Annotated in this window: 20 protein-coding genes; 8 read left to right on the top strand and 12 right to left on the bottom strand. The window is 69.2% G+C overall.

The window, feature by feature from the left end; genetic code table 11:
* Positions 1–12 precede the first annotated feature (12 nt).
* Positions 13–963 (bottom strand): LysR family transcriptional regulator, encoded by a 951-nt coding sequence (locus tag DA1_RS20685; RefSeq protein ID WP_012202480.1) that lies wholly within the window; start codon positions 961–963, stop codon positions 13–15.
* A 111-nt stretch (positions 964–1,074) separates the two neighbouring features.
* Between DA1_RS20685 and DA1_RS20690 the strand changes: the two genes are divergently transcribed.
* Together DA1_RS20690 and DA1_RS20695 are read left to right on the top strand one after the other, a co-directional pair.
* Positions 1,075–2,205 (top strand): aryl-sulfate sulfotransferase, encoded by a 1,131-nt coding sequence (locus tag DA1_RS20690; RefSeq protein WP_034397958.1) that lies wholly within the window; start codon positions 1,075–1,077, stop codon positions 2,203–2,205.
* A complete protein-coding gene (locus DA1_RS20695) occupies positions 2,202–3,200 on the top strand; it encodes a Bug family tripartite tricarboxylate transporter substrate binding protein (RefSeq protein ID WP_034397956.1) in 999 nt (332 codons plus the stop codon). The genes DA1_RS20690 and DA1_RS20695 overlap by 4 nt, the downstream gene beginning before the upstream one ends.
* A gap of 54 nt (positions 3,201–3,254) precedes the next feature.
* On the opposite strand, the gene DA1_RS20700 is transcribed toward DA1_RS20695, so the two are convergent.
* The 7 genes from DA1_RS20700 to DA1_RS20730 form a co-directional block, all read right to left on the bottom strand.
* Entirely contained in the window at positions 3,255–4,025 is a 771-nt protein-coding gene (locus DA1_RS20700; protein ID WP_034397954.1) for a D-apionate lactonase family protein, read from the bottom strand.
* A 120-nt stretch (positions 4,026–4,145) separates the two neighbouring features.
* Positions 4,146–5,273 (bottom strand): GGDEF domain-containing protein, encoded by a 1,128-nt coding sequence (locus DA1_RS20705; RefSeq protein WP_230590958.1) that lies wholly within the window; start codon positions 5,271–5,273, stop codon positions 4,146–4,148.
* Between the two features lie 160 nt (positions 5,274–5,433).
* Positions 5,434–6,648 (bottom strand): GGDEF domain-containing protein, encoded by a 1,215-nt coding sequence (locus tag DA1_RS20710; protein ID WP_034399116.1) that lies wholly within the window; start codon positions 6,646–6,648, stop codon positions 5,434–5,436.
* A gap of 157 nt (positions 6,649–6,805) precedes the next feature.
* The gene (locus DA1_RS20715; RefSeq protein ID WP_034397952.1) at positions 6,806–7,939 is read right to left on the bottom strand and encodes a zinc ribbon domain-containing protein; all 1,134 of its coding nucleotides are present in this window, start codon (positions 7,937–7,939) and stop codon (positions 6,806–6,808) included.
* Between the two features lie 67 nt (positions 7,940–8,006).
* Complete coding sequence (locus DA1_RS20720; protein WP_174549410.1) at positions 8,007–8,825, bottom strand: DUF2145 domain-containing protein; 819 nt, start codon at positions 8,823–8,825, stop codon at positions 8,007–8,009.
* Between the two features lie 8 nt (positions 8,826–8,833).
* Positions 8,834–9,304, bottom strand: coding sequence for a hypothetical protein (locus DA1_RS20725; RefSeq protein ID WP_012202472.1), 471 nt, complete (start codon positions 9,302–9,304; stop codon positions 8,834–8,836).
* A 37-nt stretch (positions 9,305–9,341) separates the two neighbouring features.
* On the bottom strand, positions 9,342–9,815 hold the full coding sequence (locus DA1_RS20730) for a YiaA/YiaB family inner membrane protein (RefSeq protein ID WP_012202471.1): 474 nt from the start codon (positions 9,813–9,815) through the stop codon (positions 9,342–9,344).
* A 310-nt stretch (positions 9,816–10,125) separates the two neighbouring features.
* Between DA1_RS20730 and DA1_RS20735 the strand changes: the two genes are divergently transcribed.
* On the top strand, positions 10,126–11,310 hold the full coding sequence (locus DA1_RS20735; protein WP_034397948.1) for a saccharopine dehydrogenase family protein: 1,185 nt from the start codon (positions 10,126–10,128) through the stop codon (positions 11,308–11,310).
* On the opposite strand, the gene DA1_RS20740 is transcribed toward DA1_RS20735, so the two are convergent.
* Both DA1_RS20740 and DA1_RS20745 read right to left on the bottom strand, forming a co-directional pair.
* Positions 11,307–13,271: an MFS transporter gene (locus DA1_RS20740; RefSeq protein WP_034399114.1), complete on the bottom strand. Its 1,965-nt coding sequence runs from the start codon at positions 13,269–13,271 to the stop codon at positions 11,307–11,309. The two genes, DA1_RS20735 and DA1_RS20740, sit on opposite strands and share 4 nt — an antisense overlap.
* An 11-nt stretch (positions 13,272–13,282) precedes the next feature.
* Entirely contained in the window at positions 13,283–14,107 is an 825-nt protein-coding gene (locus tag DA1_RS20745) for a hypothetical protein (RefSeq protein WP_034397946.1), read from the bottom strand.
* A gap of 114 nt (positions 14,108–14,221) precedes the next feature.
* On the opposite strand from DA1_RS20745, the gene DA1_RS20750 reads away from it, so the two are divergent.
* The 5 genes from DA1_RS20750 to DA1_RS29915 all read left to right on the top strand — a co-directional run bounded on the left by DA1_RS20750 (position 14,222) and on the right by DA1_RS29915 (position 19,419).
* Entirely contained in the window at positions 14,222–14,962 is a 741-nt protein-coding gene (locus tag DA1_RS20750; protein WP_012202467.1) for a helix-turn-helix domain-containing protein, read from the top strand.
* 182 nt (positions 14,963–15,144) lie between these two features.
* Positions 15,145–15,534: a YXWGXW repeat-containing protein gene (locus DA1_RS20755; protein WP_034399113.1), complete on the top strand. Its 390-nt coding sequence runs from the start codon at positions 15,145–15,147 to the stop codon at positions 15,532–15,534.
* 162 nt (positions 15,535–15,696) lie between these two features.
* Positions 15,697–16,704: a Bug family tripartite tricarboxylate transporter substrate binding protein gene (locus DA1_RS20760; protein ID WP_034368821.1), complete on the top strand. Its 1,008-nt coding sequence runs from the start codon at positions 15,697–15,699 to the stop codon at positions 16,702–16,704.
* A 65-nt stretch (positions 16,705–16,769) separates the two neighbouring features.
* Complete coding sequence (locus tag DA1_RS20765) at positions 16,770–18,251, top strand: SidA/IucD/PvdA family monooxygenase (protein WP_034397944.1); 1,482 nt, start codon at positions 16,770–16,772, stop codon at positions 18,249–18,251.
* A 7-nt stretch (positions 18,252–18,258) separates the two neighbouring features.
* The gene (locus DA1_RS29915; protein ID WP_012202463.1) at positions 18,259–19,419 is read left to right on the top strand and encodes a CMD domain-containing protein; all 1,161 of its coding nucleotides are present in this window, start codon (positions 18,259–18,261) and stop codon (positions 19,417–19,419) included.
* A gap of 143 nt (positions 19,420–19,562) precedes the next feature.
* Here DA1_RS29915 and DA1_RS20775 read toward each other — a convergent pair whose 3' ends face one another.
* Positions 19,563–22,181 (bottom strand): PepSY domain-containing protein, encoded by a 2,619-nt coding sequence (locus DA1_RS20775; RefSeq protein WP_034397942.1) that lies wholly within the window; start codon positions 22,179–22,181, stop codon positions 19,563–19,565.
* Between the two features lie 344 nt (positions 22,182–22,525).
* Positions 22,526–23,408, bottom strand: an 883-nt coding sequence (locus DA1_RS30895; RefSeq protein WP_303740971.1) for a choice-of-anchor U domain-containing protein, incomplete at its 5' end; no start/stop codon positions are given.

Raw genomic sequence — 23,408 nt, forward strand, 5'->3', positions numbered from 1 at the left:
GGCCAGGGTCGCTCAGGTCGCCAGGTCCTTGAGCGACCAGGACACGCCGGTCTCGAAGCCCGCGCGCATCTCGTCGGCCACGCGCTCCAGCTCGTCCAGAAACAGCCGCATGGCGGCTGCCTTGGTGTAGCCGATGCGCTGGTACAGGCAGCCGGGCAACTGCGCACCGGCGTCGTGCAGGGGCCGCCAGAGCAGGCGGCCGGCCGCCACATCCTCGGCCACGTTGTCGGGCACCAGGAATCCCAGGGCCGTGCTGCCGGCCACCAGGCGCCGCACCATGGGCACGGAGCTGGTCTCCACCAGCGGCCGCTGCTGGTGCAAGGCCGCGCTGTCCATCTGCTCCAGCATGCTGCGCAACTCCATGCCCGGCGCCATCAGGATCAGCGGATAGTCCACGCAATCGCGCAGGCGCAGCAGGCGCGGCTCGGTGGCCAGCGGATGGCCGGGGGCCATCACCGCGCCCAACGGCTGGGGCCAGGCGCGCACCTCCTGCACGCCGGGCGGCGGCGGGCGGCGCAGGCAATAGGCCACATCGATCTCTCCCTGCGCCACGCCGCGCAGCAGTTCCTCACCCGTGCCCGAACGCACGCTGAAGGTAATGCCCGGATAGCGCCCGTGCAGGCTGGCGATCACCAGGGGCAGCAGGTACTCGGCCGTGGCATGGGACACGCCCACGCGCACATGGCCCCGGCGCAGGGCGCGCAGGTCCTCCACCTGGGCCAGTGCGTTGTCGAAGTCACGCTGGCTGCGCCGCACGGCCGCCAGCATCAGCTCCCCGGCCGTTGTCAGCTGCATGCCGCGCGGCAGGCGATCGAACAGCGGCACGCCGACCTGGGCCTCCAGATTGAGGATTTGCTGGTTCACGGCGGCCGCCGTCAGGTGCAGCGTGACGGCGGCCTTGCGCACCGAGCCACGGCGCGCCACCTCGTCAAAACAGCGAAAAGCCTGGGAGATTGCGGGCATGGCGCGGAGTGTAAATTTTTATCTGACACCTCATCCAAAACAAACAGCTATTCCTGACGCTTGCGACTGCCTAGAGTGGCACTCATTCCCGGCCTCCTTTGAAAGCAGCCCATGGCAAGCACCGTAGACCAAGTCACCCAGCGCCGCCGCGGCGTCGGACTCATCGCCCACGACCCCGCCCTCTCGGCCGGCGGCTACACCCTGATCGCGCCGCAGACGGCCAACGGCCATATCTACCTGGTGGACATCGAAGGCCGCGTGGCCCATGAATGGAAGCTGCCCGTGCGCGCGGGCCGGCACGCCGTGATCCTGCCCAACGGCAACCTGGGCTACAACGGCAACCACCCCCGCTCGCCCGATCGCTATGCGCCATGGTCCATGTGGCATGGCGGCGATTTCTACGAGGTCACGCCGCAGGGCGAGATCGTCTGGCGCCACGAGGACCCGGACCACCACCATGACGCGCAGTGGCTGCCCAACGGCCATCTGCTCTATGCCGCCTGCGCGCCCGTGCCTGCGGGCTTTGCCGAACGCGTACCCGGCGGCACCGCGCACGGGCCCGGCGAGGTGATGTACGGCGACGTGATCCGCGAAGTGGACCGCAGCGGCCGCCTGGTCTGGGAATGGAAGGCCTGGGAGCACCTGGCGCCCGAGGACTTCCCCATCCACCCGGGCTTTGGCCGCTACCACTGGCCGCTGGTCAACGGGCTGGGCGTGAGGGCCGACGGCAGCGTGCTCATGAGCCTGCGCACCACCTCCGGCATCATTGCCGTGGACAAGGCCAGCGGCGCGGTGAAGCTGCACATTCCGCCTTCCGTGGTCTCGCACCAGCATGCGCCCGTGGCGCTGGCCAACGGCCACATCCTGGCCTTCGACAACGGCAACTTCCGCGAAGGCGCCCACGTGGCCTTCTCGCGCGTGGTGGAGATCGATCCTGCCGACCACCGCGTGGTCTGGAGCTACCAGGACGAGATGGTCAACGCCTTCTACACCGCCTTCATGGGCAATGCCCAGCGCCTGTGGAACGGCAACACCCACATCACCGAATCGGCCACGGGCCGGCTCTTCGAGGTCACGCCTGCGGGGGAGGTGGTCTGGGAATACATCCTGCCCTGGTTCGCCGAGTACCCCGATGCCGCAGCGCGCCGCACCGGCCCCGGACGGCTCAACAGCGTGTTCCAGACCTGGCGCTACCACGCGGACCAGCTCCCCTGGCTGGGCGCCGCCGGGAGGCTGTCATGAGCCTCAACCGCAGGCAACTGGCGGCCTGGATGCTGGGCGCGCCCTGGCTGTCACCGGCAGCCCGTGCGTCCACGGCTGGGGCCGACGCCTGGCCCAGCCAGCCGCTGACCGTGGTCGTGCCCTTTTCGCCGGGCGGCAGCGTGGACGTGGCCGCGCGCCTGGTCATGCCGCGCCTGGCGGAGCGGCTGCGCCAGCCCGTGGTCATAGAAAACACCGTGGGCGCCTCGGGCACCATCGCCACCCAGCGGGTGATCAAGGCCAGGCCGGACGGTCATACCGCGCTGTTCGGCGTGGCCAGCTGCGTGCTCATTGCGCCGCTGGTGTCGCCAGAGCGCTTCCGGTATGACGGCCTCAGGGAACTGCTGCCCGTGGCGCCCGTGGCCTCTTCGGCCTTCGTGCTGGCAGGCCGCCCCGACCTGCCAGCCACCACGGCGGCCGAGCTCGTGCAGCTGTCGCGCCAGCAGTCGGGCCGGCTGACCGTGGGCACCGATGGCGTGGGCACCAGCCTGCACCTGACCGCAGAAATGCTCCAGCAACAGGCCGGCCTGTCATGGACGCATGTGCCCTACAAATCCGGCCCGCAGGCGCTGACCGAGCTGGCGGGCGGGCAGATCGACCTGGCCGTGCTGCCCGTGGCCCTGGTCCAGTCCTTCGTGCGCGAAGGCAAGCTGCGCGGCCTGGGCGTGACCTCGCGCCTGCGCGCCGCCACCTTGCCGCAGACTCCCAGCCTGCAGGAAACACCGGTCTGGCAGTCCTTTGATGTCGAGGCCTGGCAGGGCCTGCTGCTGCCGGCCCGCACCGACGCCCGCATTGCCGAGCGCCTGGCCCGCGAGACCGCCGCCGTGCTGGCCGAGCCGGATCTGGTGCGCAAGCTCGCCGACGCCGGCTTCAAACCCATGGCCATGGAGCAAGCCCAGTTCATTGCCCACCTGGAGAGGGAGAGAAAGCTGCTGGAGGCCACGGTGCACGCCGCCCGAATCCACGGAGCGGGCTGATGCGGCTGGGGTAGCCTCGGAGCGGCAGGTGCAGCAGGTGCGGCCGGCCAGGCCCTACTGCATGGCTCCGGGCGCGGCAAACGAGAAGCTGGCCATCTGCACCAGGGCCCGGCCCCGGGTCAACAGGTAGGAATGCGCAGGGGACTGCGCGCGTGGCTGCAGCCTGAAGAAGGATTTGCCGCCACAGCACTGGCCCACCATCTCGAACTCCGCGCCCTCCAGCCGGCAGCCCACCTGCAGGCCGGGCGCAGGCTCATGGGTGATGGCGGACAGCTGCGACAGGCGCAGCAGCGCATCGGGCTCGGGCAGCACGGTGCTTTGGGCACTGCCATCGGCATGCTCCACATGCACGGACCGGCCCGCCAGCGCATTGCGCGGATAGACGATCTCCAGCCCCGCGCATCCACCGCGCAGGCCGCGCTGCAGGCCTCCCTCCATGCCATCCAGGGCGCGCGCCCAGGCCGTGAAGCCCAGCCCGCGCGCCGACCCCGCGATGCGCACGCGCCATGCCAGGCGCAGGGCACCACAGTCCACTGCGGTTTCGTAGAGGACCTCGAAGCGGTCGTTTTTCTCGCGCAGGCTCAGTTCGCCGCTGCCATGCACGCAGCGGTCTCCTTGTTCATCACGCACCGCAAAGGCCACGGAGCGCAGGATCTCCAGGCTGCCGTAGCGGACGCTGCGCAGGCAGCCATCGGCCAGTTCGGCACTGAGCGGCCCGGCCTGCAGCTGGCGGGGCCTGGACGACAAACGCCCTTCCCAGCCCGCAATGTCTACGGCCATGTTCCCGGCGATGTTGCCGGCGGTTTCAGCGATCCATTGATTCATATGCACATCCCAGCCCGTCCTGGACAGGGTGCCGATGCTATGGACGATCCGTGCGAATGAATAACGATGTTTTCTGGCACTCGTCGTGAGCTGCACTCACAAGCCACACGCCACAAGCAGTCAGGCAGGCGTTGCGCTGGGGGCCGGCCGGGCCTGCTGCGGCTCCAGCACGGTGCAGTTGCGGCCCTGGGCCTTGCCACGGTAAAGCGCCGCATCGGCACGTGCAATGGTCGCCTCCACCGACTCGCCCGCGCGGTACTGCGCGGCGCCCAGCGTGCAGGTGACGCGGGCGCCCTCACCCAGGGTCTGCGTCCACGGGGCTTCGGCAATGCGCAGGCGCAGGCGCTCCAGCAATTCGCTGGCCTGGGCCAGGTCGGTGTCGGGCAGCACCAGCAGGAACTCCTCACCGCCATAGCGGCCCACGCCATCGGCACTGCGCAGCTGCGACTTCAGCAGCGTTCCGAAGGCGCGCAGCACGCGGTCGCCGCCCTCATGGCCAAAGCTGTCGTTGATGCGCTTGAAGTGGTCTATGTCCAGCAGCGCCACGCACAGCACCGTGCCACGGTCGTGGGCGGCGGTGCGCACCTCGTGCAGCCGCTCGATCACGCCCCGGCGGTTGCTGACGCCGGTCAGGTCGTCATGGCGCAGCAGGGCCTCGATCTGCGCCAGCGCCGTGGCCAGCTTGTCATTGGCGATGCCCAGCCGGTACTGCATGCTGCGAAAGAAGGTGGCCTGCACGCTGCAGCGCACCACGGCACCGAGCACCACGCCGAAGGCCAGCAACTGGCCTGCAGCCGTGTCCGTGGTCATGCGCATCAGCGGCCCCCGCCAGAGAATGATGGCCGCCACGGCGATGAGCGTGCCTATCCAGGTCAGCCAGAAGCTGGTGCGGCTGCGCGCCAGGAAACCGTCGGCACTGAAGGCGATCAGCATCACCATGGACTGGAACGCCAGCGCAGGGGCGGCCATGACCATGCCCAGCACGCCGATGATGGACACCAGCTGGTGCGTGAGGAACATGCCCGGATCGCGCAGCCTGTGGCACCAGTCGCTGGCATAGGCCCAGGTGATGAAGCCCATGCCCGCCGCCACCCACAGGCCATAGCCCAGCACCACGGCCCAGGGCGCATAGCCGGCCCAGGCATGGCCCAAAAATAGCAGCAGCGCATAGATATGGCTGACCAGAACGGAGATGTGCAGTTGCCAGGTGCGGCGCTTCCAGCGCTCCAGGTGCAGCGCCTCGTCCACCAACGGCGACGCCGGCTTCGGCCCCCACAGGAGACGGTCCGGGAAATTCCGAGAAATGGAGGAAAGCACGGGCATGCGAAGAAGCGCGGCGGGCCGGCGGCCCTCATGGGCGCCCATTGTGACCGCATCCGGGAAATCCCGGGGATTGCATCCTTCTCGCCTAGGAGGTACGTGGCGGCCGCACGTCCTCGGCCACCACGATCTGGTTGCGCCCGCAGGCGCGGCCATGTGCGAGGGCCGCTTCGGCACGCTGCACCAGCCGCTCCGAGGTTTCGCCTGCCTGGAACTCCGCCACGGCCAGGGTCAGGGTCAGCGGGTCCTTGTCGGGGTCGGGGATGGGCTTTTCGCTCCAGTGCTGCTGGCGCACGCCCTCGCGCACGCGCTGCAGCGCCCAGACGGCCTGGACGGAGGCGGTATCCGGCATCACCAGCATGAAGGTGTCATCGCGGTAGCGGCCTATGCCGTCCACCGTGCGCAGGTGGGTGACCAGCAGGCCGCTGAGCATGAGCAGCACCCGCTCCTGCAGCGATGGTCCCTTGTGCGGCGGGTGCACGCCCGCACGCTCCACCCAGGGGTCCAGCTCCAGCAGCACCACGCAAAACGGTTCGGGCTTGCGCGCATGGCGCTCGCGCAGGCCATCGACGGCATCCATCAATCGCGAGTAATTGGCCACGCCGGTCAGCGTGTCGCGCCCCGTGGGCAATTGCAGCGAGCCCACGCGGGTCTGCAGCTGCTGCACATCGTCGGCCAGCTGGCCGCAGTAGCTGGACAGCTGCGCCAGTTCCTCGGTGTACTGGCGCTGCATGCGGCTCAGTGCCTGCCACAGGGCCAGCGCATGCACGGCCAGCGGCAGCAGCACGCTGGCCAGCCACAGAATGCGCACGGCGACCGAGCCCGGTGCCATCTGCGGCATGGGCCTGGCCACCACCACGGCGCAGAGCATGGCCAGCATGGCGCACAGCAGCACGATCTGGCCTGCGGGCAGGTGCAGCGCCTGCTCGCGCTCGCCATCCCAGGGCAGCCAGGCGATGGCGGCCAGCCACAGCAGGGCAGAGGCCCAGGCCAGCGAGGGCTGCCAGGCCGCCAGCAGCAAGGCCATCGTGGCCTGTATCCAGCCGTGGCCGCGCAGCGTCCGGGTCAGCGGCAGGCCGGCAGCATGGCAGCGCCAGACCCAGGCCATGCCGGCCAGGGCCGACAGCGCGGCGTAGGCCGCCCAGGCTTTCCATGAAGAAGGGCCGGCCAGCACATGGCCGGCCAGCAGGGCAGCCCCCACGGCCCAGGCCGCCAGGGGAAGAAGATGGGCGGACGCGCCGGCCGGTGGGTGGGCGGGCTGCGCTGGCGTGTGTTGTGGGGGATACGGCAGCTGGCGTGACATGGCATCCTCGCTGAAGACATCTGCGCCCCGGCCGAGCGCGCAAGCCATGGTGTACCACAACCCCGCGCAGCTTCAAGGGTCTTGCCGGCTCCGGCCGACACCGCCAAAGCCGTCGCCAGGGCCGCTTCAGGCGGGGGTCAGGCGGACTCAGCCAGACTCAACCCGGTGCCGGCCCGGCCTCCTGCACGGGAGGCACGGGAGCCACGGCAGGCGCAGCAGACGTGGAAGCCAGCACGGCTCCCGGCTTCCTGCGGTTGCCATCGGCCTGGGTGCCGCAGCTGTGGCAATAGTGCACAAAGGCGCTCTTGCGGGTATTGCAGCTGCCGCAACGGTCGAACAGGCCTATGCCGCAGTGGGGGCAGAAATCGATGGCGCCGTCCTTCAGGTCCACGGGGCGCTCGCAGCCCGGGCATACGCCCTTGGCCAGGCGGGCCAAGGCCACGTCGTAGCCCAGTTCCTGGCGCCGCTGCGTCTCGGGCAGTGACTCCTGCTGCTTTTGCCGCTCCAGGTAGCGGTTCAGGCCCAGAATGGCCGCACGCCCCAGCAGCACCGTCACCACGATGCCGACCACATAGCGTACGTAACCGCCGTAGTCGGGCAGGTAGGGCACGAGTTCGACGAAAAAGGCGAACAGCGCAAAGAAGATGAAGCCCCAGACAAAGGGCCACCAGGTGCTCTTGCGTTGTTTGGCGAACAGCCAGCCGGCCACCAGCAGCAGGGGCAGGGTCAACGCCAGGCGGTAGAGGAAGACGCGCAGCTCGATGGCGCGCATCTCCTTGCGCCAGGACTCCATGGCACCGTCGCGCAGACCGTCCCATTGGCGGTTGGCCGCGTCCAGGCGCTGGCGTGCCTGCAGGCTGGCGTCCTGCAGCCGCTCCACGGAGGCGCGTGCGGTGTTCTCTTCCTGCTTGATGGCATCCAGCGCCTGGGTGCGCGACAGCAGCTCGCTGTCCTGCTCGGGCCGGGCCGTGGCGCGGCGCGTGGCCACCCAGTTGTCGAAGGTCTCGCGCGCCGAGCGGTAGCGCGCCTGCGTGGCCTGGTACTTGAGGCGCGCGTTCTGCAGCGCCGTCTCCGCCTTGTCGTGATCGGCATCGGCGGCCTTGATCTCGGCCTTGACGGGCTCGGCAGCAGCGGGCGCGATGAAGTCCTCCACCGTGCGCGGCGACTCGACCTGGGGCAGATCCCCCACCACCAGGCCGCCCAGGCCGATGAGGAACGAGGCGAACACCACCGCCACCAGCCACAGGCCTCGGCGGAACCATTTTTCGGGCAGACGCAGTGCCTTGCTCATGGGGAAACTCCTGTTTCAGTGTCCTGCGGCCAAGGAAGACCGCAGGCGGAGGAAGAGCCGGTCCGGCTCAGGGCAGCACGCGCACCGGACCCGCCAACTGGCTGCGCTGCAGCCACTGCGTCACCGATTCCACGGTCACGGTTTCTATGCGGCTGGCATAGCGCTTGTCGTTGGGATGGTCGTCGAAGGCGATGTTGGCAGCCGTCACGCGCCCGCCCAGCCGCGACAGCGCACGGATGACCAGCACGCCGGGCTCGTAGCCCTTGAACTGCAGCCAGGCCTGGGCCTGCTCGCGCCGCTGCACCGTGGCCGGCTCCATGGCGGCGGCCAGGGTTTCGGTGGCCCACTGGTTGGACTGCTGGTAGCGCTGGCCCCAGGCATAGCTGACCATGCTGTAGGGCTCGTGCTGCAGGCGCAGCACGGTCTGGGGCTGGTTCAGAAAGGTCCACAGCGCCTGCTGCACGGCGGGCGTGGGCACCTGAACGCCGGCCTCGTAGCGCCACAGGTCGTCCAGGAAGAACTCGCCCAGGCCCTGGCGGTAGACATGGCCGCCGGCCGTGCCGCATTCGTTGAGCTTGTGCGCCACGCGCCAGGGGCCTTCGGGGGTCCTGTAGGCCCAGCCATAGTGCGAGTAGTGCAGGTCGTACTTGCTCAGGTCCTGGCCCACGCGCGCCAGCAGCACGACGCGGGTGCCGTTCTTCGCATATTCGGCATCCAGCGCCTGGGATGTGCGCTGGGCCAGGTCCAGCCCCTTTTGCAGGGATTGGGGGGTGAGGGGCTTGTCCTCGCAGCTGCGCCCTGCATGGGCCGTGCCCAGCGCGGCGGCCAGCAGCAGCACAAGGCAGGCGGCACGGGCCACAGGGGAAGGGGAAAGAGGCGGTTTCATGGCAGACATCACAGGCGTTCGTTGTGCAGCAGGGCTTTGCCCATCTCGTTGGGAATGAAGGCCAGCACCTTGCCGGCCGCCGAGATGACAACGCCTGCGCCGATCACGCTGCAGGTCAGCACCGTGCCCACGGCATAGGCCGAGGCGGAGGCGCCCCGCCCCACCACTTCCACGCTGGCCTGGGCGCCGTCGGAGGCACGCTCCAGCAGATAGACCGTGCCCGTGGCCGAGGCCTGCACCGCCTTCACGGTCAGCACCGCGCCGCCCACCGAGAGCGCGGCCGGCAAGGCCACCACGGCGCCAGCGGCCGTCGAAGCCACCGAAGCCGTACCCACCACGGAGGCCACGGGCAGCATGGACAGAGCCACCGAGGCCTCGCTTTGCGCATGGGCAGGCGCCATGGCCAGGGCTGCGCACAGCGCACCAGCGGTCAGCAGGGCACGCGGCAGGCGCGCGAAAACGGATTGGTTGACCATCATTGCTTGGACTCCTGGAAATGCGGGGAAGGGATGGACATCACTCGGCGTCGGCCGGTTGCGCGGCCTCGCGGCGGCCATGCATGCGGGCCTGCGCCAGGTCGGCCTCGTGGCGGTCACGCAGCATCTTGGCCAGCGTGAAGGCGGTGGTGATGAGATAGAGCCAGCTCACGCCCAGGAAGGCCTTGTAGGTCACGTTGATGTCCATGCTCACCAGCCCCCAGCCAGTCAGCGCCATGGACACGGCAAAGCCGCCCCAGACCACCAGCTTCCACATGGGCGTGTCGCCTGCGCCGCTGCGGCCGCCCTCGTTGTCCCGCACGAACTTGGCCAGCACGAAGGCGGCCGAGAGGCAGAACACATAGCCCATCACCATGAAGGCCTGCTCCAGCTGCTCGCCGGGCAGCCATGCCAGGCCGATGGCGCACAGCGAGACCGCAATGCCGAACGACACCCACACCTGCAGTTGCCAGGCCCGGGTATCACGCTGAACGACGATGGGAGAAGAGGACATTTGCCGAGGTGCCCCTCAAGGGCATTGGTTGAACACGGGACGCATGGTGCCCAGACGTAACTTGCGTGTCTGCATTCAACCGTAACAGTGGCCAGACACAGGCCATCGAGTATCTTCAAACGGTACTTTTCAAGTTTTTGACTGTTGTTTACACCCCAAAAAGTTCCTGCATGTGACACCAGCACACAGGACATCGGGCACGGCACCTGGGCGACAGGAGCCCTGCGACGCGCCACAGACAATGCGCCCACCCCGTCTGCAGTGCAGCGGGCAATCGCACGTTCGCCACGCTGATTGATGGAGATCTCCAATGACCAAACCCTTTGACCTCGTCGTCCACGGCGCCACCGGCTTCACGGGCCGGCTGGTGGTGGAGTACCTGCTCAGGCGCTACCCCGCAGGCAGCGGCCTGCGCTGGGCCATGGGCGGGCGCAATGCCGCCAAGCTCGCGGCCGTGCGCGACGAGCTGGGCGCACCCGCCGATACCCCGCTGGTGGTGACCGACACCGGCAATCCCGCAAGCCTGCAGGCGCTGATGGAGCAGACCCGCCTGGTGCTGACCACGGTGGGCCCCTACCAGCTCTACGGCAACGAGCTGGTGGCCGCCTGCGCCAGCGCCGGCGTGGACTATGTGGACCTGTGCGGCGAGCCAGCGTGGATGCGCCAGATGATCGATGCCCACGAGGCCGCAGCCCGGGCCAGCGGCGCGCGCATCGTGTTCTCCTGCGGCTTCGATTCCCTTCCCTTCGACCTGGGCGTATTCATGCTGCAGCGAGAGATGCAGGCCCGCTTCGGCCAGCCCGCCCAGCGCGTGCGGGGCCGGGTGCGCAAGATGAAGGGCACGTTCTCGGGCGGCACGGCGGCCAGCCTCAAGGCCACCATGGCGGCGGCCGCCGCCCAGCCGGGCGTGCTGGAGCTGCTGCGCAATCCGTTCTCGCTCACGCCGGGCTTCGAGGGCCCGCGCCAGCCTTCAGGCAGCAAGCCCATGGTGGACGAGGTGCTGGGCCTGTGGGTGGCGCCCTTCGTGATGGCGGCCATCAACACGCGCAACGTGCACCGCTCCAACTTCCTGCTGGGCCATGCCTATGGCGCCGACTTTGTCTACGACGAGATGATGGTCACAGGTGCGGGCGAAAAGGGCGAGGCCCTGGCCAACGCCGTGGCGGCCGACAAGTCGCTGGGCGCGGACGACGGCCCCAAGCCTGGCGAGGGGCCATCGCGCGAAGAGCGTGAATCGGGCTTCTACGACGTGCTGTTCATCGGCACCGACACGGCCGGCCACAGCCTGCGCGTGGGCGTCAAGGGCGACCGCGATCCGGGCTACGGCTCCACGTCCAAGATGATCACCGAGGCAGCCGTCTGCCTGCTGCAGGACGCTCCGGACACGCCCGGCGGCATCTGGACCACGGCGCCCGCCATGGGCAACGCGCTCATCGCCAGGCTCAAGGCCAATGCCGGCCTGAGCTTCACGGTGGAGGAACAGAACCCCTCTTAAGCCGCCAGCAGCCGCTGCACGCGCTCGCGCAGCAGCGCGGGCTGCACCTCGGACTGGGCCATGGGCTGGCCCACGTTCAGGCCCACGCGATTGAACAGGCCACGGCGGAAGGGCCGCACCATGGCGCCGCCCTGCTCGATGCGGCTGAAGTACGAGCCCCAGAGATTGGTCAGCGCCATGGGGACCACGGGCACCTGCAGGCCATCGGCCTGGGCGCGCTCGATGATCTTCATGATGCCGCCACGGAACTCCTGCAGCTGCCCGTCGCGCGTGATGCCGCCCTCGGGGAAGATGGCCAGCAGATCACCCTCGCGCAGCACCTGGGCGGCGCGCTCGAACGCAGCCTCGTAGGTGGCGGGGTCCTCCTTCTGCGGTGCGACCGGAATGGCCTTGGCCAGGCGGAACAGCCAGCCCAGCACGGGCACGCGGAAGATGCGGTGGTCCATCAGAAAGTAGATGGGCCGGGGGCTGGCGGCCATGAGCAGCACGGCATCGACAAAGCTCACATGGTTGCAGGCCAGGATAGCCGCGCCGGTGGCCGGAATGTGCTCGTCGCCCTGCACCTTGAAGCGGTACACGAAGCGCGAGACCACCCAGGCCACGAAGCGCAGCAGGTACTCGGGCACCAGCAAGAAGATGTAGGCCGCCACCACGGCATTGGCAATGCCCGTGATCAGGAACACCTGGGGAATGCTGAAGCCCGCCGCCAGCAGCGCGCCGGCCAGCACGCTGGAGGCGATCATGAACAGCGCGTTGAGGATGTTGTTGGCCGCGATGATGCGTGCGCGGTGCGTGGGCTGGCTGCGCATCTGGATCAGCGCGTACATGGGCACGCTGTAGATGCCGGCCGACAGGGCCAGCATGCCCAGGTCGGCCATCACACGCCAGTGCGCGGGCTGGGCAAAAAAGGCACCCACGCCCATCAGCTCGGAGGCAGGCAGCGCGCGCGAGGCAAAGAACAGGTCCACGGCGAACACGCTCATGCCGATGGCGCCCAGCGGCACCAGGCCGATCTCCACATGGCGGCGGCTGAACACCTCGCACAGCAGCGAGCCCGTACCAATGCCCACGGAAAACACCACCAGCAGCAGCGAGGCCACATGCTCGTCGCCATGCAGCACCTCCTTGGCAAAGCTGGGGAACTGGGCCAGGAACACGGCGCCGAAGAACCACATCCAGCTGATGCCCAGCAGCGAGCGGAACACGGCGGGCTGCTCGCGGGCCAGCTGCAGGTTGCGCCAGGTTTCGGTGAAGGGGTTCCAGTTGATGACCAGGTGCGGGTCGGTGGCCGGTGCATTGGGGATGAACTGCGCAAAGATCCGCCCGATCACCGCCAGCGCCAGGCAGGCCACGGCCACCTGCATATGGCCCACCTCGGGCACGGCCACCAGCAGGCCGCCTGCCACGTTGCCCAGCAAGATGGCCACGAAGGTGCCCATCTCCACCATGCCGTTGCCGCCCGTCAGCTCGCGCTCGCTGAGCACCTGGGGCAGGTAGGCGAATTTCACGGGGCCGAACAGCGTGGAGTGCAGGCCCATCAGGAAGACGCAGCCCAGCAGCAGCGGCACATTGGCCTGGATGAAGCCCCAGGCGGCCAGCGCCATGATGGCGATCTCCAGGTTCTTGACCAGGCGAAACATGCGGGTCTTGTCCCACTTGTCCGTCAGCTGGCCCGAGGTGGCCGAGAACAGCAGGAACGGCAGGATGAACAGCGCCCCGATCACCAGCCCCGCCATGGCCGAAGGCAGCCAGGAGACGCTGAGCTGGTAGGTCACCATCACGGTGAGCGCGAACTTGAACAGGTTGTCGTTGGCCGCCCCCGAGAACTGCGTCCAGAAGAACGGCGCAAAGCGCCGCTGGCCCAGCAGGGCGAACTGGTTGGGGTGCTCGTGCGCGGCCGATGGCACGGCGCCGGCCGTTGCGGTGGGGGCAGACGGGCTGCCGGTCTCTTGCTGGAACATCTTGTTTTCCCTCAACGGTTGGTGGCGCCGCCGTGGCCGCACGCATCGGCGCACATTGTGCCCGTACTGGTCATGCGCGCCGTGCCGGCCGCACGCAGCGCGGCGATCACGGGCAGGGCGGCGGCGGCCGCCACCACATGCTTGAGGCTGTGGCCGGACACCAGCCCGGCCGTGGCCTCGAAGACGGCCGCATCGCCCCACTCCAGCAGCTTGGCCGCGCCATACCATGCAATCACCGCGCCCAGGCGCAGCGCCAGCGCGCCATGGCGCGGCGCCACGCAGGCCAGGCCCAGCACCGCCAGCATGCCGCCGCCCTGCACCAGCGCCCAGGGCAGCAGGTTGCCGCCATGCAGCCAGACCAGCACCGAGGTCACGGCGGCGACCAGCATGGCCACTGCGGCGCGCACGGCCACGCGGTCGGCAATGCGCGATTGCAGTGCCAGCCCCAGCATGCCGGCAAAGGCCATGGACATGCCCAGCCGGTCGCCGGCCAGGGTGGCATCGTGGGGTGCCCAGTGGTAGACGGACGAACCTACGGCCGAACACGCCAGCCCCGTGAAGAACAGCGCGGCAAGCCAGCGCAGGGCCGGCGCCAGCGCTTGGCTGCGCCGGTCCAACAGGAGGCGCGCCCCCGTCACGGCGGCCCAGGCAAAGCCCAGGTTGCTGAGCACATCCAGCGCATGGGGCAGCGCCCCCCAGGCGCGCTGGTCGGCAAACGCGTGAAAGTCCTGCGGCTGCGGCACGGCGGGGCCAAGCCAGGCGGCCAGCAGCAGCAGGGCAGCGCCCCAGTACAGCGCGCGCAGGGCGGCGGCCGGTGAAATCGATACGGATGGCATGTGTTGCTCCTCGTGAAAAGTGAGGCGGAGTGTGGCGAGCCATCGGCCCTTTCAGCATCGTTTTTCTGCACCCGCCGCGCAAACCAGCACCTCGGGTATCGATAATCGCTACCCATGAGCACCACTGCCGACCTCGTCATCGCCCTCAAGAAGGAACTCAAGGCCGCCCAGATGACCTATGCCGACCTGGCGCGCGCCCTGGGCATGGCCGAGTCCAGCGTCAAGCGCATGCTGGCCAAGGGCGACATGCCGCTGTCGCGCATCGATGCCATCTGCCGCGCGCTGAGCCTGGACTTCGCCGACCTGGCGCGCCGCGTGGCCGACAGCCAGCCGCTGCTGCAGGAGATGACGCCCGAGCAGGAGAACGCCGTGGTCGCCGACCGCAAGCTGCTGCTGATGGCCATCTGCGTGCTCAGCCAGTGGACGCTGGAGCAGATCGTGGCCACCTACCGCATGACCGAGGCCGAAGGCATCCGCTACCTGGCCCAGCTGGACCGCATCGGCATCATCGAGCTGCGCCCCGGCAACCGCTACCGGCTGCGCCTGGCCAAGACCTTCCGCTGGCGCGCGCGCGGGCCGGTGATGGAGTACTTCCGCGAGAACGCCGTGCTCGACTACTTCGGCGGCGGCTTCGACCAGCCGGGCGAAGGCATGCTGATGGTGCACGGCTCCATCGGCCGGCATCTGGCGCCCAGCTTCGTGGAACGCATACAGCGGCTGGCCCATGACTTTTCCCAGCAGCACCTGCAGGACCAGCGCCTGCCGCCGGGCCAGCGCGAGGGCTACACCCTGGTGCTGGCCATGCGCAGCTGGGAATTCACGGCGTTCACGGCGCTCCGAAGAGGCACTGTCTGACGGCGGCTGCAGGACGGCAGCCTGCGCTGCAGCGCCTGGCAACAAGGCTTCACCAAGGCGATACACAAGATTGCAAGACTTCGCGGCGCGGCAACCCGGGATTGACGATGGACCTGCACCATGCAGTCATGGATTCCTTTCACCAGGACTCCAGCCCGATGAACCAAGGACAAGGAGCCGCCATGATTTCCCTTCGCACACCGCTGATCGCCGCCACCCTGGCCCTGGCCGGATGGGCCGGCACCGCGCAGGCCCAGGCCAACGTGACCTATGCGGCGCCGGGCGCCGCCATCTCGGTCCAGTTCGGCGCGCCGCCTCCCGTGCGCTACGAGGCGGTTCCTGCACCGCGCCGCGGCTACGTCTGGGCACCCGGCTACTGGCGCCCGCAGGGCCACCGCCATGCCTGGGTGGCCGGCCACTGGGTCAAGGCGCGTCCCGGCTATGTGTACCGCCAGCCCGTGTGGTCGCAGCAGGGCGGCCGCTGGGGCTACGCACCCGGCCGCTGGGACCGTGACCGCGACGGCGTGCCGGACCGCCATGACCGCCGCCCCAACAACCCCTACCGCCATTGATGGGCGCTTGCGCCCGCCATGAAGCCCGCCCCATCGGCGGGCTTTTTGCTGAGCGCTGCGGCCATGCCCACACTGGCTTCATACCAACATATGCATATAAAAGTGGCTCATTAAGTTCTCAGGAAAATATGGGAATTGATTCACCGGATTTCCCTGCACACCATGCGCCCCTCGTTTTTCCGCTCCTGGATTCCCGCCGCCGCCGCGGCCCTGGCCGTCTTCGGCTCCACCGCAGCGGTGGCAGCCGATTCGGCGGCTTCGTGGCCGCACCAGCCCGTGACCATGATCCTGGGCTTCCCGGCAGGCTCGGGCGTGGACGTGATCGCGCGCGGCGTGCAGGAGCCGCTGTCCCAGCGCCTGGGCCAGCCGCTCATCATTGACTACAAGTCGGGAGCGGCCGGCAACATCGCCAGCGAGATCGTGGCGCGCGCCAAGCCGGACGGCTACACGCTGGCCTTCGGCACGGCCGCCACGCACGGAAGCAATGCCGCGCTTTACAAGAAGCTGCCGTTTGACGTGGAAACCGACTTCGTGCCGGTGGCGCCGCTGATCGATGTGTCCAACGTGCTGACCATCAATCCCAACGTGATCAACGTCAAGAACCTCAAGGAGTTCGTGGACGAGATCAAGGCCAACCCCGGCAAGTACAACTACGCCTCCACGGGCAACGGCGCGGGCACGCACATGGCCTTTGCCGAGTTCAATGCGCGCCTGGGCCTGAACATGGTCCATGTGCCCTACAAGGGCGGCCCCGAGGCCATCACCTCGGTGCTGCGCGGCGAGACCTGCTGCATCATGAACCAGGTCCAGACCGTGCTGCCCCACTACAAGAGCGGCAAGGTGCGCCTGCTGGGCGTGACCACGGCCAAGCCCGTGGAAGTCATCAAGGAAGTGCCCACCATCGCCTCCAGCGGCCTGACGGGTACCAAGGGCTTCGACAGCTCGATCTGGTTCGGCATCTTCGCACCCAAGGGCACGGACCCGGCCATCGTGGCCAAGCTCAGCCAGGCCGTGCGCGAGGTGCTGGAGCTGCCCGAGGTGCGTGCGCGCTTCGAGTCCCAGGGCAATGCCATCCGCATCGAAACGCCCGAGCAGTTCAAGAAAACCGTGCACAACGACCGCCTGAAGTGGGCACAGGTGGTCAAAGACGCGAAAATCAGCATCGATTGATGCCGCGCGCGCCCGCAGGCCCTGCCCCGCTGGCGCGCCTTTCCTCGTGAGTTCCTGGTGAGTCTATGTCCCTGACCGAACCGGCAGCCCCGGCCCCTGCGGGCCTGGCTGCCCTTGAAGAACGCCTGCGCGACGACCTCGTCGCCCTGGGCTGGCCTGCCAAGGCCTGGATTCCTCCCTCCACCCGCGACGGCCAGCCCGTGCACGATGTCCTGGTCATCGGCGCCGGCCAGGCCGGCCTGGCCCTGTCGGCCGCGCTGTCCCAGCTGGGCATCGCGGCCGTTTTGCTGGACAAGGCCCCGCTGGACTTCGAAGGCCCCTGGGCCACGACGGCGCGCATGGAAACCCTGCGCTCGCCCAAGGAGCTGACCGGCCCCGCGCTGGGCCTGCCCTCGCTGACCTTCCGCGCCTGGTTCATCGCCCAATGGGGCCGCGAAGTCTGGGCCGCGCTGGACAAGATCCCGCGCCTGCAGTGGATGGACTACCTGCGCTGGTACCGCCGCGTGATGCGCTGCGACGTGCGCAACGGCCACCAGGTCACCGCCATCCGCCCGCAGGCCGACGGCACGGTCGAGGTCGATGTGACGGCCGATGGCGCCTCGCGCACCTGGCTGGCGCGCCGCGTGGTGCTGGCCACGGGCCGCGACGGCCTGGGCGGCCCGCAGATCCCCGCCTTCATGCAGGGCGTGGACCGCAGCCGCTGGGCGCACTCCTCCGACGTGCTCGACTACAGCCGCCTGGCCGGCCTGCACGTGGGCGTGGTGGGCGCGGGCTCCTCGGCCATGGACAGCGCAGCCACCGCGCTGGAGAACGGCGCCGCCAGCGTGGACCTGCTGGTGCGCCGCAGCGACCTGCCACGCATCAACAAATCCAAGGGCTCGGGCACGCCCGGCCTCACGCACGGCCAGTTCCTGCTGCCCGACGCCTGGAAATGGCGCATACGCCACTACATCAACGTGCAGCAGGTGCCACCTCCGCACGGCAGCACGCTGCGCGTCTCGCGCCATGCCAACGCCCACTTCAACCTGGGCTGCGCCGTGCAGAAGGTGGAGCAGGACGGAGACCGGCTGCGCGTGGACACGCCGCGCGGCGTGTTCGTGCTGGACTTCCTGATCGTCTCCACCGGCTTTGCCATCGACTGGCGCCAGCGCCCCGAATTCGCCGACCTGGCGCCCCATGTGCGCATCTGGAGCGACCGCTTCGCGCCCGAGGCGGGTGCCGAGGACCAGGAACTGTCGGACTCGCCCGACCTGGGCCCGCTGTTCGAGTTCCAGGAAAAGACGCCCGGCGCCCTGCCCGGCCTGGACCATGTGCACTGCTTTTGCTATCCGGCCGCGCTGTCGCACGGCACGGTGTCGGGTGATATCCCCGCCATCAGCGACGGCGCGCGCAAGCTGGCCCAGGGCCTGGCCTCGCTGTTCTACCGCGAGGACCTGGAACACCACTACGCCCAGCTGCAGTCCTATTCCGAGCCCGAGCTCGACGGCAGCGAATGGACGCCCGCCGACCCCGAAGCCCGCGTGCGGGCCCTGGCAGACAAGACCTGAGATACCCATGACCACCGCCAACGACACCATCGACCGCCTGGCCGGCCTGACCGACCAGTCCCCCGTTTTCGCCACGCGCCGCCAGCGCGACAAGGTGGCCATCGCCACCCAGGCCTGCGAGGACCTGCTGCTGGGCGACGGCCTGGCCGACAGCCTGTCCCGCGCCGAGCGCCTGGTGCTGGCCAGCGAGCAATGCCGCGTCAGCGGCGTGCAGGCCCTGGCCGATGAATACCGCCAGCGTGCCGAGTCCCTGGGCGATGCCCTGACGCCCGCGCTGCGCACCGTGCTGGCCCAGCCCGGCGCCCAGACCGGCAATGCGCGCCTGGATGCGGCCCTGCACTTCGTGCGCACCCTGGCCCTGCACCCCGCCGAAAGCGACCGCGCGGCCCTGCTGGCCATGCCCGAGTCCGGGCTGTCCATCGACGACACCGTGCTGGTGGCCCAGCTGGTGGGCTTCATCGCCTACCAATTGCGCCTGTTCGCGGGCGTGCAGGCCATGGACGCGCTGGGCGGCCAGGCCAGCGCACCGGCTGCCGAAGCCGCCGCCGCACCCTTCGTGCACCCCGCCAACCTGCCGCCACCGGGCGAGCCGCTGCGCCGCAACGGCTACACCAGCGAAACGCTGGACTGGACGTCATGGCTGCCCGTGCTCGACCCCGCCACGGCCACGGCCGAGCAGCAAGCCGTGCTGGACCTGAGCCACCCCAAGGCGCGCACGTCGGACTTCTACCTGCTGCTGGCCCGCCAGCCACGCGTGCTGTCGGAGCGCTCGCAGGCCTTCAACGCCATCATGTACGCACCCGGCGGCCTGTCGCGCGCCGAGCGCGAGGTGGCGGCCACGGCCGTCTCGCGCTCCAACGGCTGCGTGTACTGCGCATCGGTCCACGCCCAGCGCTTCGAGCAGTTGGCCAAGCGCAACGATGTCATGGCCCAGATGTTCGATGACCCCGACACGGCCGGCACCAATGCGCGCGAACGCGCCATCATCCAGTCCTCGCTGGCGCTGACGCGCGCGCCGGGCAGCTTTGGCGCCGCCCAGTTGCAGCCGCTGCGCGATGCCGGCCTCACCGACCAGGAAATCCTGGACATGCTGCATTCGGCCGCGCTGTTCGGCTGGGCGAACCGGTTGATGCTCAATCTCGGGAAGGAGAGGTACATCACCCCCTGAGGCGCTTACGCGCCTTCCCCCTCTCTACCCGCTTCGCGGGGGAGGGGGACGACACCCTCGCGGCGGGGCGGCCCTCGCTCGGTGTCCCTGACTTGGGGCCGCGCCAGTTTCATGCGCTGTGCATTAAGACGCGGCGCTTCACCTCAGTACACATCCCTGCGGTAACGGCCTTCGACGATCAGATCTTCGACGGCGGTAGCGCCCAGGATGTCGGCCAGCGCGGCATCGACGCCTGCGGCCATGCCGTCGGCGCTGCCGCAGACGTAGAGCACGGCGCCGTCGGCGATCCAGTCGCGCAGGGGGTCGGCGGCTTCGCGCAGGGCGTCCTGCACGTAGCGGCGCCGGGCCTGGTCGCGGGAGTAGATGAAGTCGGCGCGCTGCAGCTTGCCCGCGGCCAGCCAGCCGGAGACCTCGGCCTCGCAGTACCCGTCATGGGCCTGCTGGCGTTCGCCGAACAGCAGCCAGTTGCGGTGGCGGCCTGCGTGCATGCGCGCCAGCAGGTGGCCGCGCAGGCCGGCATAGCCGGAGCCGTTGCCGATGAAGATGGCCGGAGCATCGGGCTCGGCATCTGCCTCGTCGCGCGGCTCGAAGGCGCGGTTTTCCACCAGTCTCATGGCCACGGATGTGCCTTGGGCCGCATGCGCCGTCAGCCAGCCCGACGCCACGCCCAGGCCGCCGTCATGGCGGGCCTGGCGCACCAGCAGCCGCACATGGCCGTCCTGCGGCAGCGAGGCGACCGAGTAGCTGCGCGGCAGCAGGGGCCGCAGCGCATCGGCCACGGCCTGGGGCGCGGTGCCGGGGGCGATGTCGCCCGGGGCCGGCAGCACGCTGGCGGCCAGCGCCTCACCCAGCGTGCAGCTCTGCTGGCGCCATTGCACGGGGGCCGAAACGTCACATTCCTGGGCGGCCAGCCAGGCCTGCACGGTGGCTGCGCCATGGCGTGGCAGCACCTCGGCCAGCGCACCGGCCCGCCACAGCGGGGCCACGCCTTCGGGCGGCGACAGTTCCAGCACGTAGAGACCGGCGCCCTGGCTGCCCGCATTGCACAGGCTGCGCGCCTGCAGCGGCCATGCGGCAAAGGCCGTGGCATCGGCCAGCGGGCCTGCAGCAGACGCAGGCAGCGCATCCGATGCAGGCGGCATGGCCCCGAAATGCCCTGCCAGCGCCTGCTGCCAGGCATTCCAGGCCTGGGGTTGCTCGCCATCCATCTCGATCAGCGGAAACACGGGCTGTGCGCCCAGGCGGCGCAGCTGGTGGTCCAGCGCATGGCCAAAGCCGCAGAAGGCCGCGTACTGCCGGTCGCCCAGCGCCAGCAGGCCGTATTGCAGGTGCGGCAGGGCCGAGCCCGATGCCGCGCCCAGCAGGCGCGCAAAGCGGCGCGCGGCGTCAGGCGGGTCGCCTTCGCCAAAGGTGCTGGCCACGAAGAGCACGCGCCGGTGGTGGCGCAGTTGCTCGGCATCCAGCGCCGCCACGGATTGCAGGCTGGCCGCCATGCCTGCGCCGCGCAGCGCGGCCACGGTGGCCACGGCCAGGCGCTCGGCGCGGCCGGCCTGGCTGGCAAAGGCGACCAGCACGGTGTCCTGGCCCGCAAGGGCGGACGGTGGCGGGTCCGCCATCAGCGCCTGGCGCTCCTTGGCCAGGGCGCGCGCCTTGCGCCGGCGGTCCAGGTAGAGCATCCAGCCCGTGATGGCGAACAGGGGCATGATCAGCGAGGCCAGCGTCATGAAGATGCGCCCCGGCATGCCGAAATAAGTGCCCATGTGCAGCGGGTAGATGGCGCCCACGGCGCGGCGGCCCGTGGGCAGGTCGGCATAGCGCTCGTCGCGCTGCACGGCGCCGTCGGGCAGCAGGGCCATCTGGTTGCGCGCGCGCTCATGGGCGGCATCGGCATCCAGCCAGCTGATCTGCAGGGGCTGGCCCGCGCGCTCGGGCAGGCGCAGCTGGGCGAACTGCCAGCCATGGGCGATGCGCTCGAAGGCGGCCCAGCCGGGCACGATGTCGATGGGCTGCTGCGCGCCAGCCGGCTCAGGCCGGCCGCCACCGGGTTTCGAGGACGGCGCCGCGGCAGCGGCCACGCGCGGCGGCACGCCGGCCCAGCCGTCCACCGTGCTGCGCACCACGCCAAAGGCCCAGTACATGCCGGTGCAGGTGAACACCACATAGGCCACCAGGGCCCAGGTGCCCGCCACCGAGTGCAGGCCCCAGAGGAAGGAGCGGCCCTTGAGCGCCGGATCGAAGGTCAGCCAGGTGCGCCAAGACAGCGGCCGGCGCGGCCAGCGCAGGTACAGGCCCGACAGCGACAGCATCAGCAGCAGGCCGGCCAGCGTGCCCGTGATGGGCTTGCCGTCATCGCGCGACAGCAGCAGCCAGCGGTGCAGGCGCTCCACCCATTCGAAAAACTCCGTGCCGTGCTGCTCAGGCAGCTGCGCGCCCGTGTAGGGATCGACAAAGACCGTCTGGCCCCGGCGCTGGCCGGCCGGCGGCTTGAAGGCTACCTGGGCCGAGCGGCCGGGCTCGGCAAAGACGGTGATGCGCTGGACCACGCGCTGCTCACCGGCCTCGCGCAGCGCCTGCGCAACCTGCGGCGGCGCCAGCGGCGCGGCATCACGCGCGGGCACGGAGGCAGTGCCGGGATTCATCCATCCCAGGATTTCCTCGTGGAACGAGAACACCGCGCCCGACAGCCCGATGACGATGAGCACCGTACCGGCCGTAATGCCGACGAACCAGTGCAACTGGAACCAGATTTTCTTGAAAGTCATGGGGAGCAGGCGAGCAGGCGACGTCGGTCGGAAATCCATTGCGGTGCGCAACGGAACATCAGGACAGAACGGTGCATGGAAGGCAGGCGGGCAGAGATGAAAGTGCGCGGCACCTGTGCATCGGCCCCGGGCGGCGTTGGCCGGGACTTGTCGACGGAAGGCGCCAATCAGCGAGAAATTCTAAATTGTTCTCATTTACGGCGTGTTGCACGCGCGATAGGCCCGCAAGGCGGCCTGGGGTTCGGGCAGGCTTGAGCAGACGGGATGCCGCGCCTGTGCCCAATGGAAATCGCCTGCCGAAACAGGTTCGGCAGGCGATGGTTCAGCTCCTCTTCAACCGTGTGTCAACCGCGTCTGCGGCGCAGATTCCACAGGCCTGCAGCCAGCATCAGCAGCATGGCCATGGCGAGCATGCGCGGTTCGAGCGCAGGGATCGGCTTGGCATCCGGTTCCGGTGCCGTCCGCGCACGCGCCGGGCCGCTGGGATCCACGATCACGCCATTGGCTGCGCGATCGTCATCACCCTGACCGCCATCGGTGACCACCACCGAGGTCGTATTGCCCGACACCACCGCACCCGGAGGCTGATACCAGGAGTCCGCCGCCCCAGCGGACGCTGGACCGAACTTCCAGTACGCCATGCCGGTCACCGGCCCCGGCCAGGTGACGCTGACCGTGATCGAGCTGCTGGCCGTACAGCCGCGGGCCACAAAGTGCACATTGCCGTACGGGAAGCTCAGTTGGCCCGGCGCACCCCCCGGAGCCGCAACGAAGGACGACTGCGACACATCGAACCCGCAGCCCGCGCCACCACCGCTCAAGGTCGCCGTGGCATTGCCTGCCCCGGTGGCTGTCGGACCCGTGAAGGTCGTTCCGAGCACGTTAAGCGAAGTCGTTGTGGCAGGTCCGGTGTTGCCATTGCCAGGATTGGTCTGGGTCGCGCTGATCGTGTGCAGACCCGGCGTCGGCAAGCCGCCGCCTGGCGTGCAGCTCCACGTCTGATCGGCCGCGACGATTGCCGTACACAGCGTCGTCGAGCCATCCTTCACCGTGATCGTGTAGCCCGGCGTGCCGGTGCCGGAAATCTGCGGATAGCCTCCCACCGTGGTCGGCGAAACCGTCAGCGTCGGAGCCACCGGCACCTGCGTGCTGGGAGTGACCGGCGTTGCTGGTGTCGATGCACAGTTCACAGTGCAACCTGCCGTCGGATTGACCGGGCTGATGCCA

This window comes from Delftia acidovorans NBRC 14950 (genome assembly GCF_001598795.1).
Classification (GTDB): Bacteria; Pseudomonadota; Gammaproteobacteria; order Burkholderiales; family Burkholderiaceae_C; genus Comamonas; species Comamonas acidovorans.

What these genes read in the sequence shown, in the direction of transcription:
- DA1_RS20685 (WP_012202480.1), bottom strand. Translation starts at nt 963, where the DNA reads ATGCCCGCAATCTCCCAGGCTTTTCGCTGTTTTGACGAGGTGGCGCGC.
- DA1_RS20690 (WP_034397958.1), top strand. Translation starts at nt 1,075, where the DNA reads ATGGCAAGCACCGTAGACCAAGTCACCCAGCGCCGCCGCGGCGTCGGA.
- DA1_RS20695 (WP_034397956.1), top strand. Translation starts at nt 2,202, where the DNA reads ATGAGCCTCAACCGCAGGCAACTGGCGGCCTGGATGCTGGGCGCGCCC.
- DA1_RS20700 (WP_034397954.1), bottom strand. Translation starts at nt 4,025, where the DNA reads ATGAATCAATGGATCGCTGAAACCGCCGGCAACATCGCCGGGAACATG.
- DA1_RS20710 (WP_034399116.1), bottom strand. Translation starts at nt 6,648, where the DNA reads ATGTCACGCCAGCTGCCGTATCCCCCACAACACACGCCAGCGCAGCCC.
- DA1_RS20715 (WP_034397952.1), bottom strand. Translation starts at nt 7,939, where the DNA reads ATGAGCAAGGCACTGCGTCTGCCCGAAAAATGGTTCCGCCGAGGCCTG.
- DA1_RS20720 (WP_174549410.1), bottom strand. Translation starts at nt 8,825, where the DNA reads ATGAAACCGCCTCTTTCCCCTTCCCCTGTGGCCCGTGCCGCCTGCCTT.
- DA1_RS20725 (WP_012202472.1), bottom strand. Translation starts at nt 9,304, where the DNA reads ATGATGGTCAACCAATCCGTTTTCGCGCGCCTGCCGCGTGCCCTGCTG.
- DA1_RS20730 (WP_012202471.1), bottom strand. Translation starts at nt 9,815, where the DNA reads ATGTCCTCTTCTCCCATCGTCGTTCAGCGTGATACCCGGGCCTGGCAA.
- DA1_RS20735 (WP_034397948.1), top strand. Translation starts at nt 10,126, where the DNA reads ATGACCAAACCCTTTGACCTCGTCGTCCACGGCGCCACCGGCTTCACG.
- DA1_RS20740 (WP_034399114.1), bottom strand. Translation starts at nt 13,271, where the DNA reads ATGTTCCAGCAAGAGACCGGCAGCCCGTCTGCCCCCACCGCAACGGCC.
- DA1_RS20745 (WP_034397946.1), bottom strand. Translation starts at nt 14,107, where the DNA reads ATGCCATCCGTATCGATTTCACCGGCCGCCGCCCTGCGCGCGCTGTAC.
- DA1_RS20750 (WP_012202467.1), top strand. Translation starts at nt 14,222, where the DNA reads ATGAGCACCACTGCCGACCTCGTCATCGCCCTCAAGAAGGAACTCAAG.
- DA1_RS20755 (WP_034399113.1), top strand. Translation starts at nt 15,145, where the DNA reads ATGATTTCCCTTCGCACACCGCTGATCGCCGCCACCCTGGCCCTGGCC.
- DA1_RS20760 (WP_034368821.1), top strand. Translation starts at nt 15,697, where the DNA reads ATGCGCCCCTCGTTTTTCCGCTCCTGGATTCCCGCCGCCGCCGCGGCC.
- DA1_RS20765 (WP_034397944.1), top strand. Translation starts at nt 16,770, where the DNA reads ATGTCCCTGACCGAACCGGCAGCCCCGGCCCCTGCGGGCCTGGCTGCC.
- DA1_RS29915 (WP_012202463.1), top strand. Translation starts at nt 18,259, where the DNA reads ATGACCACCGCCAACGACACCATCGACCGCCTGGCCGGCCTGACCGAC.
- DA1_RS20775 (WP_034397942.1), bottom strand. Translation starts at nt 22,181, where the DNA reads ATGACTTTCAAGAAAATCTGGTTCCAGTTGCACTGGTTCGTCGGCATT.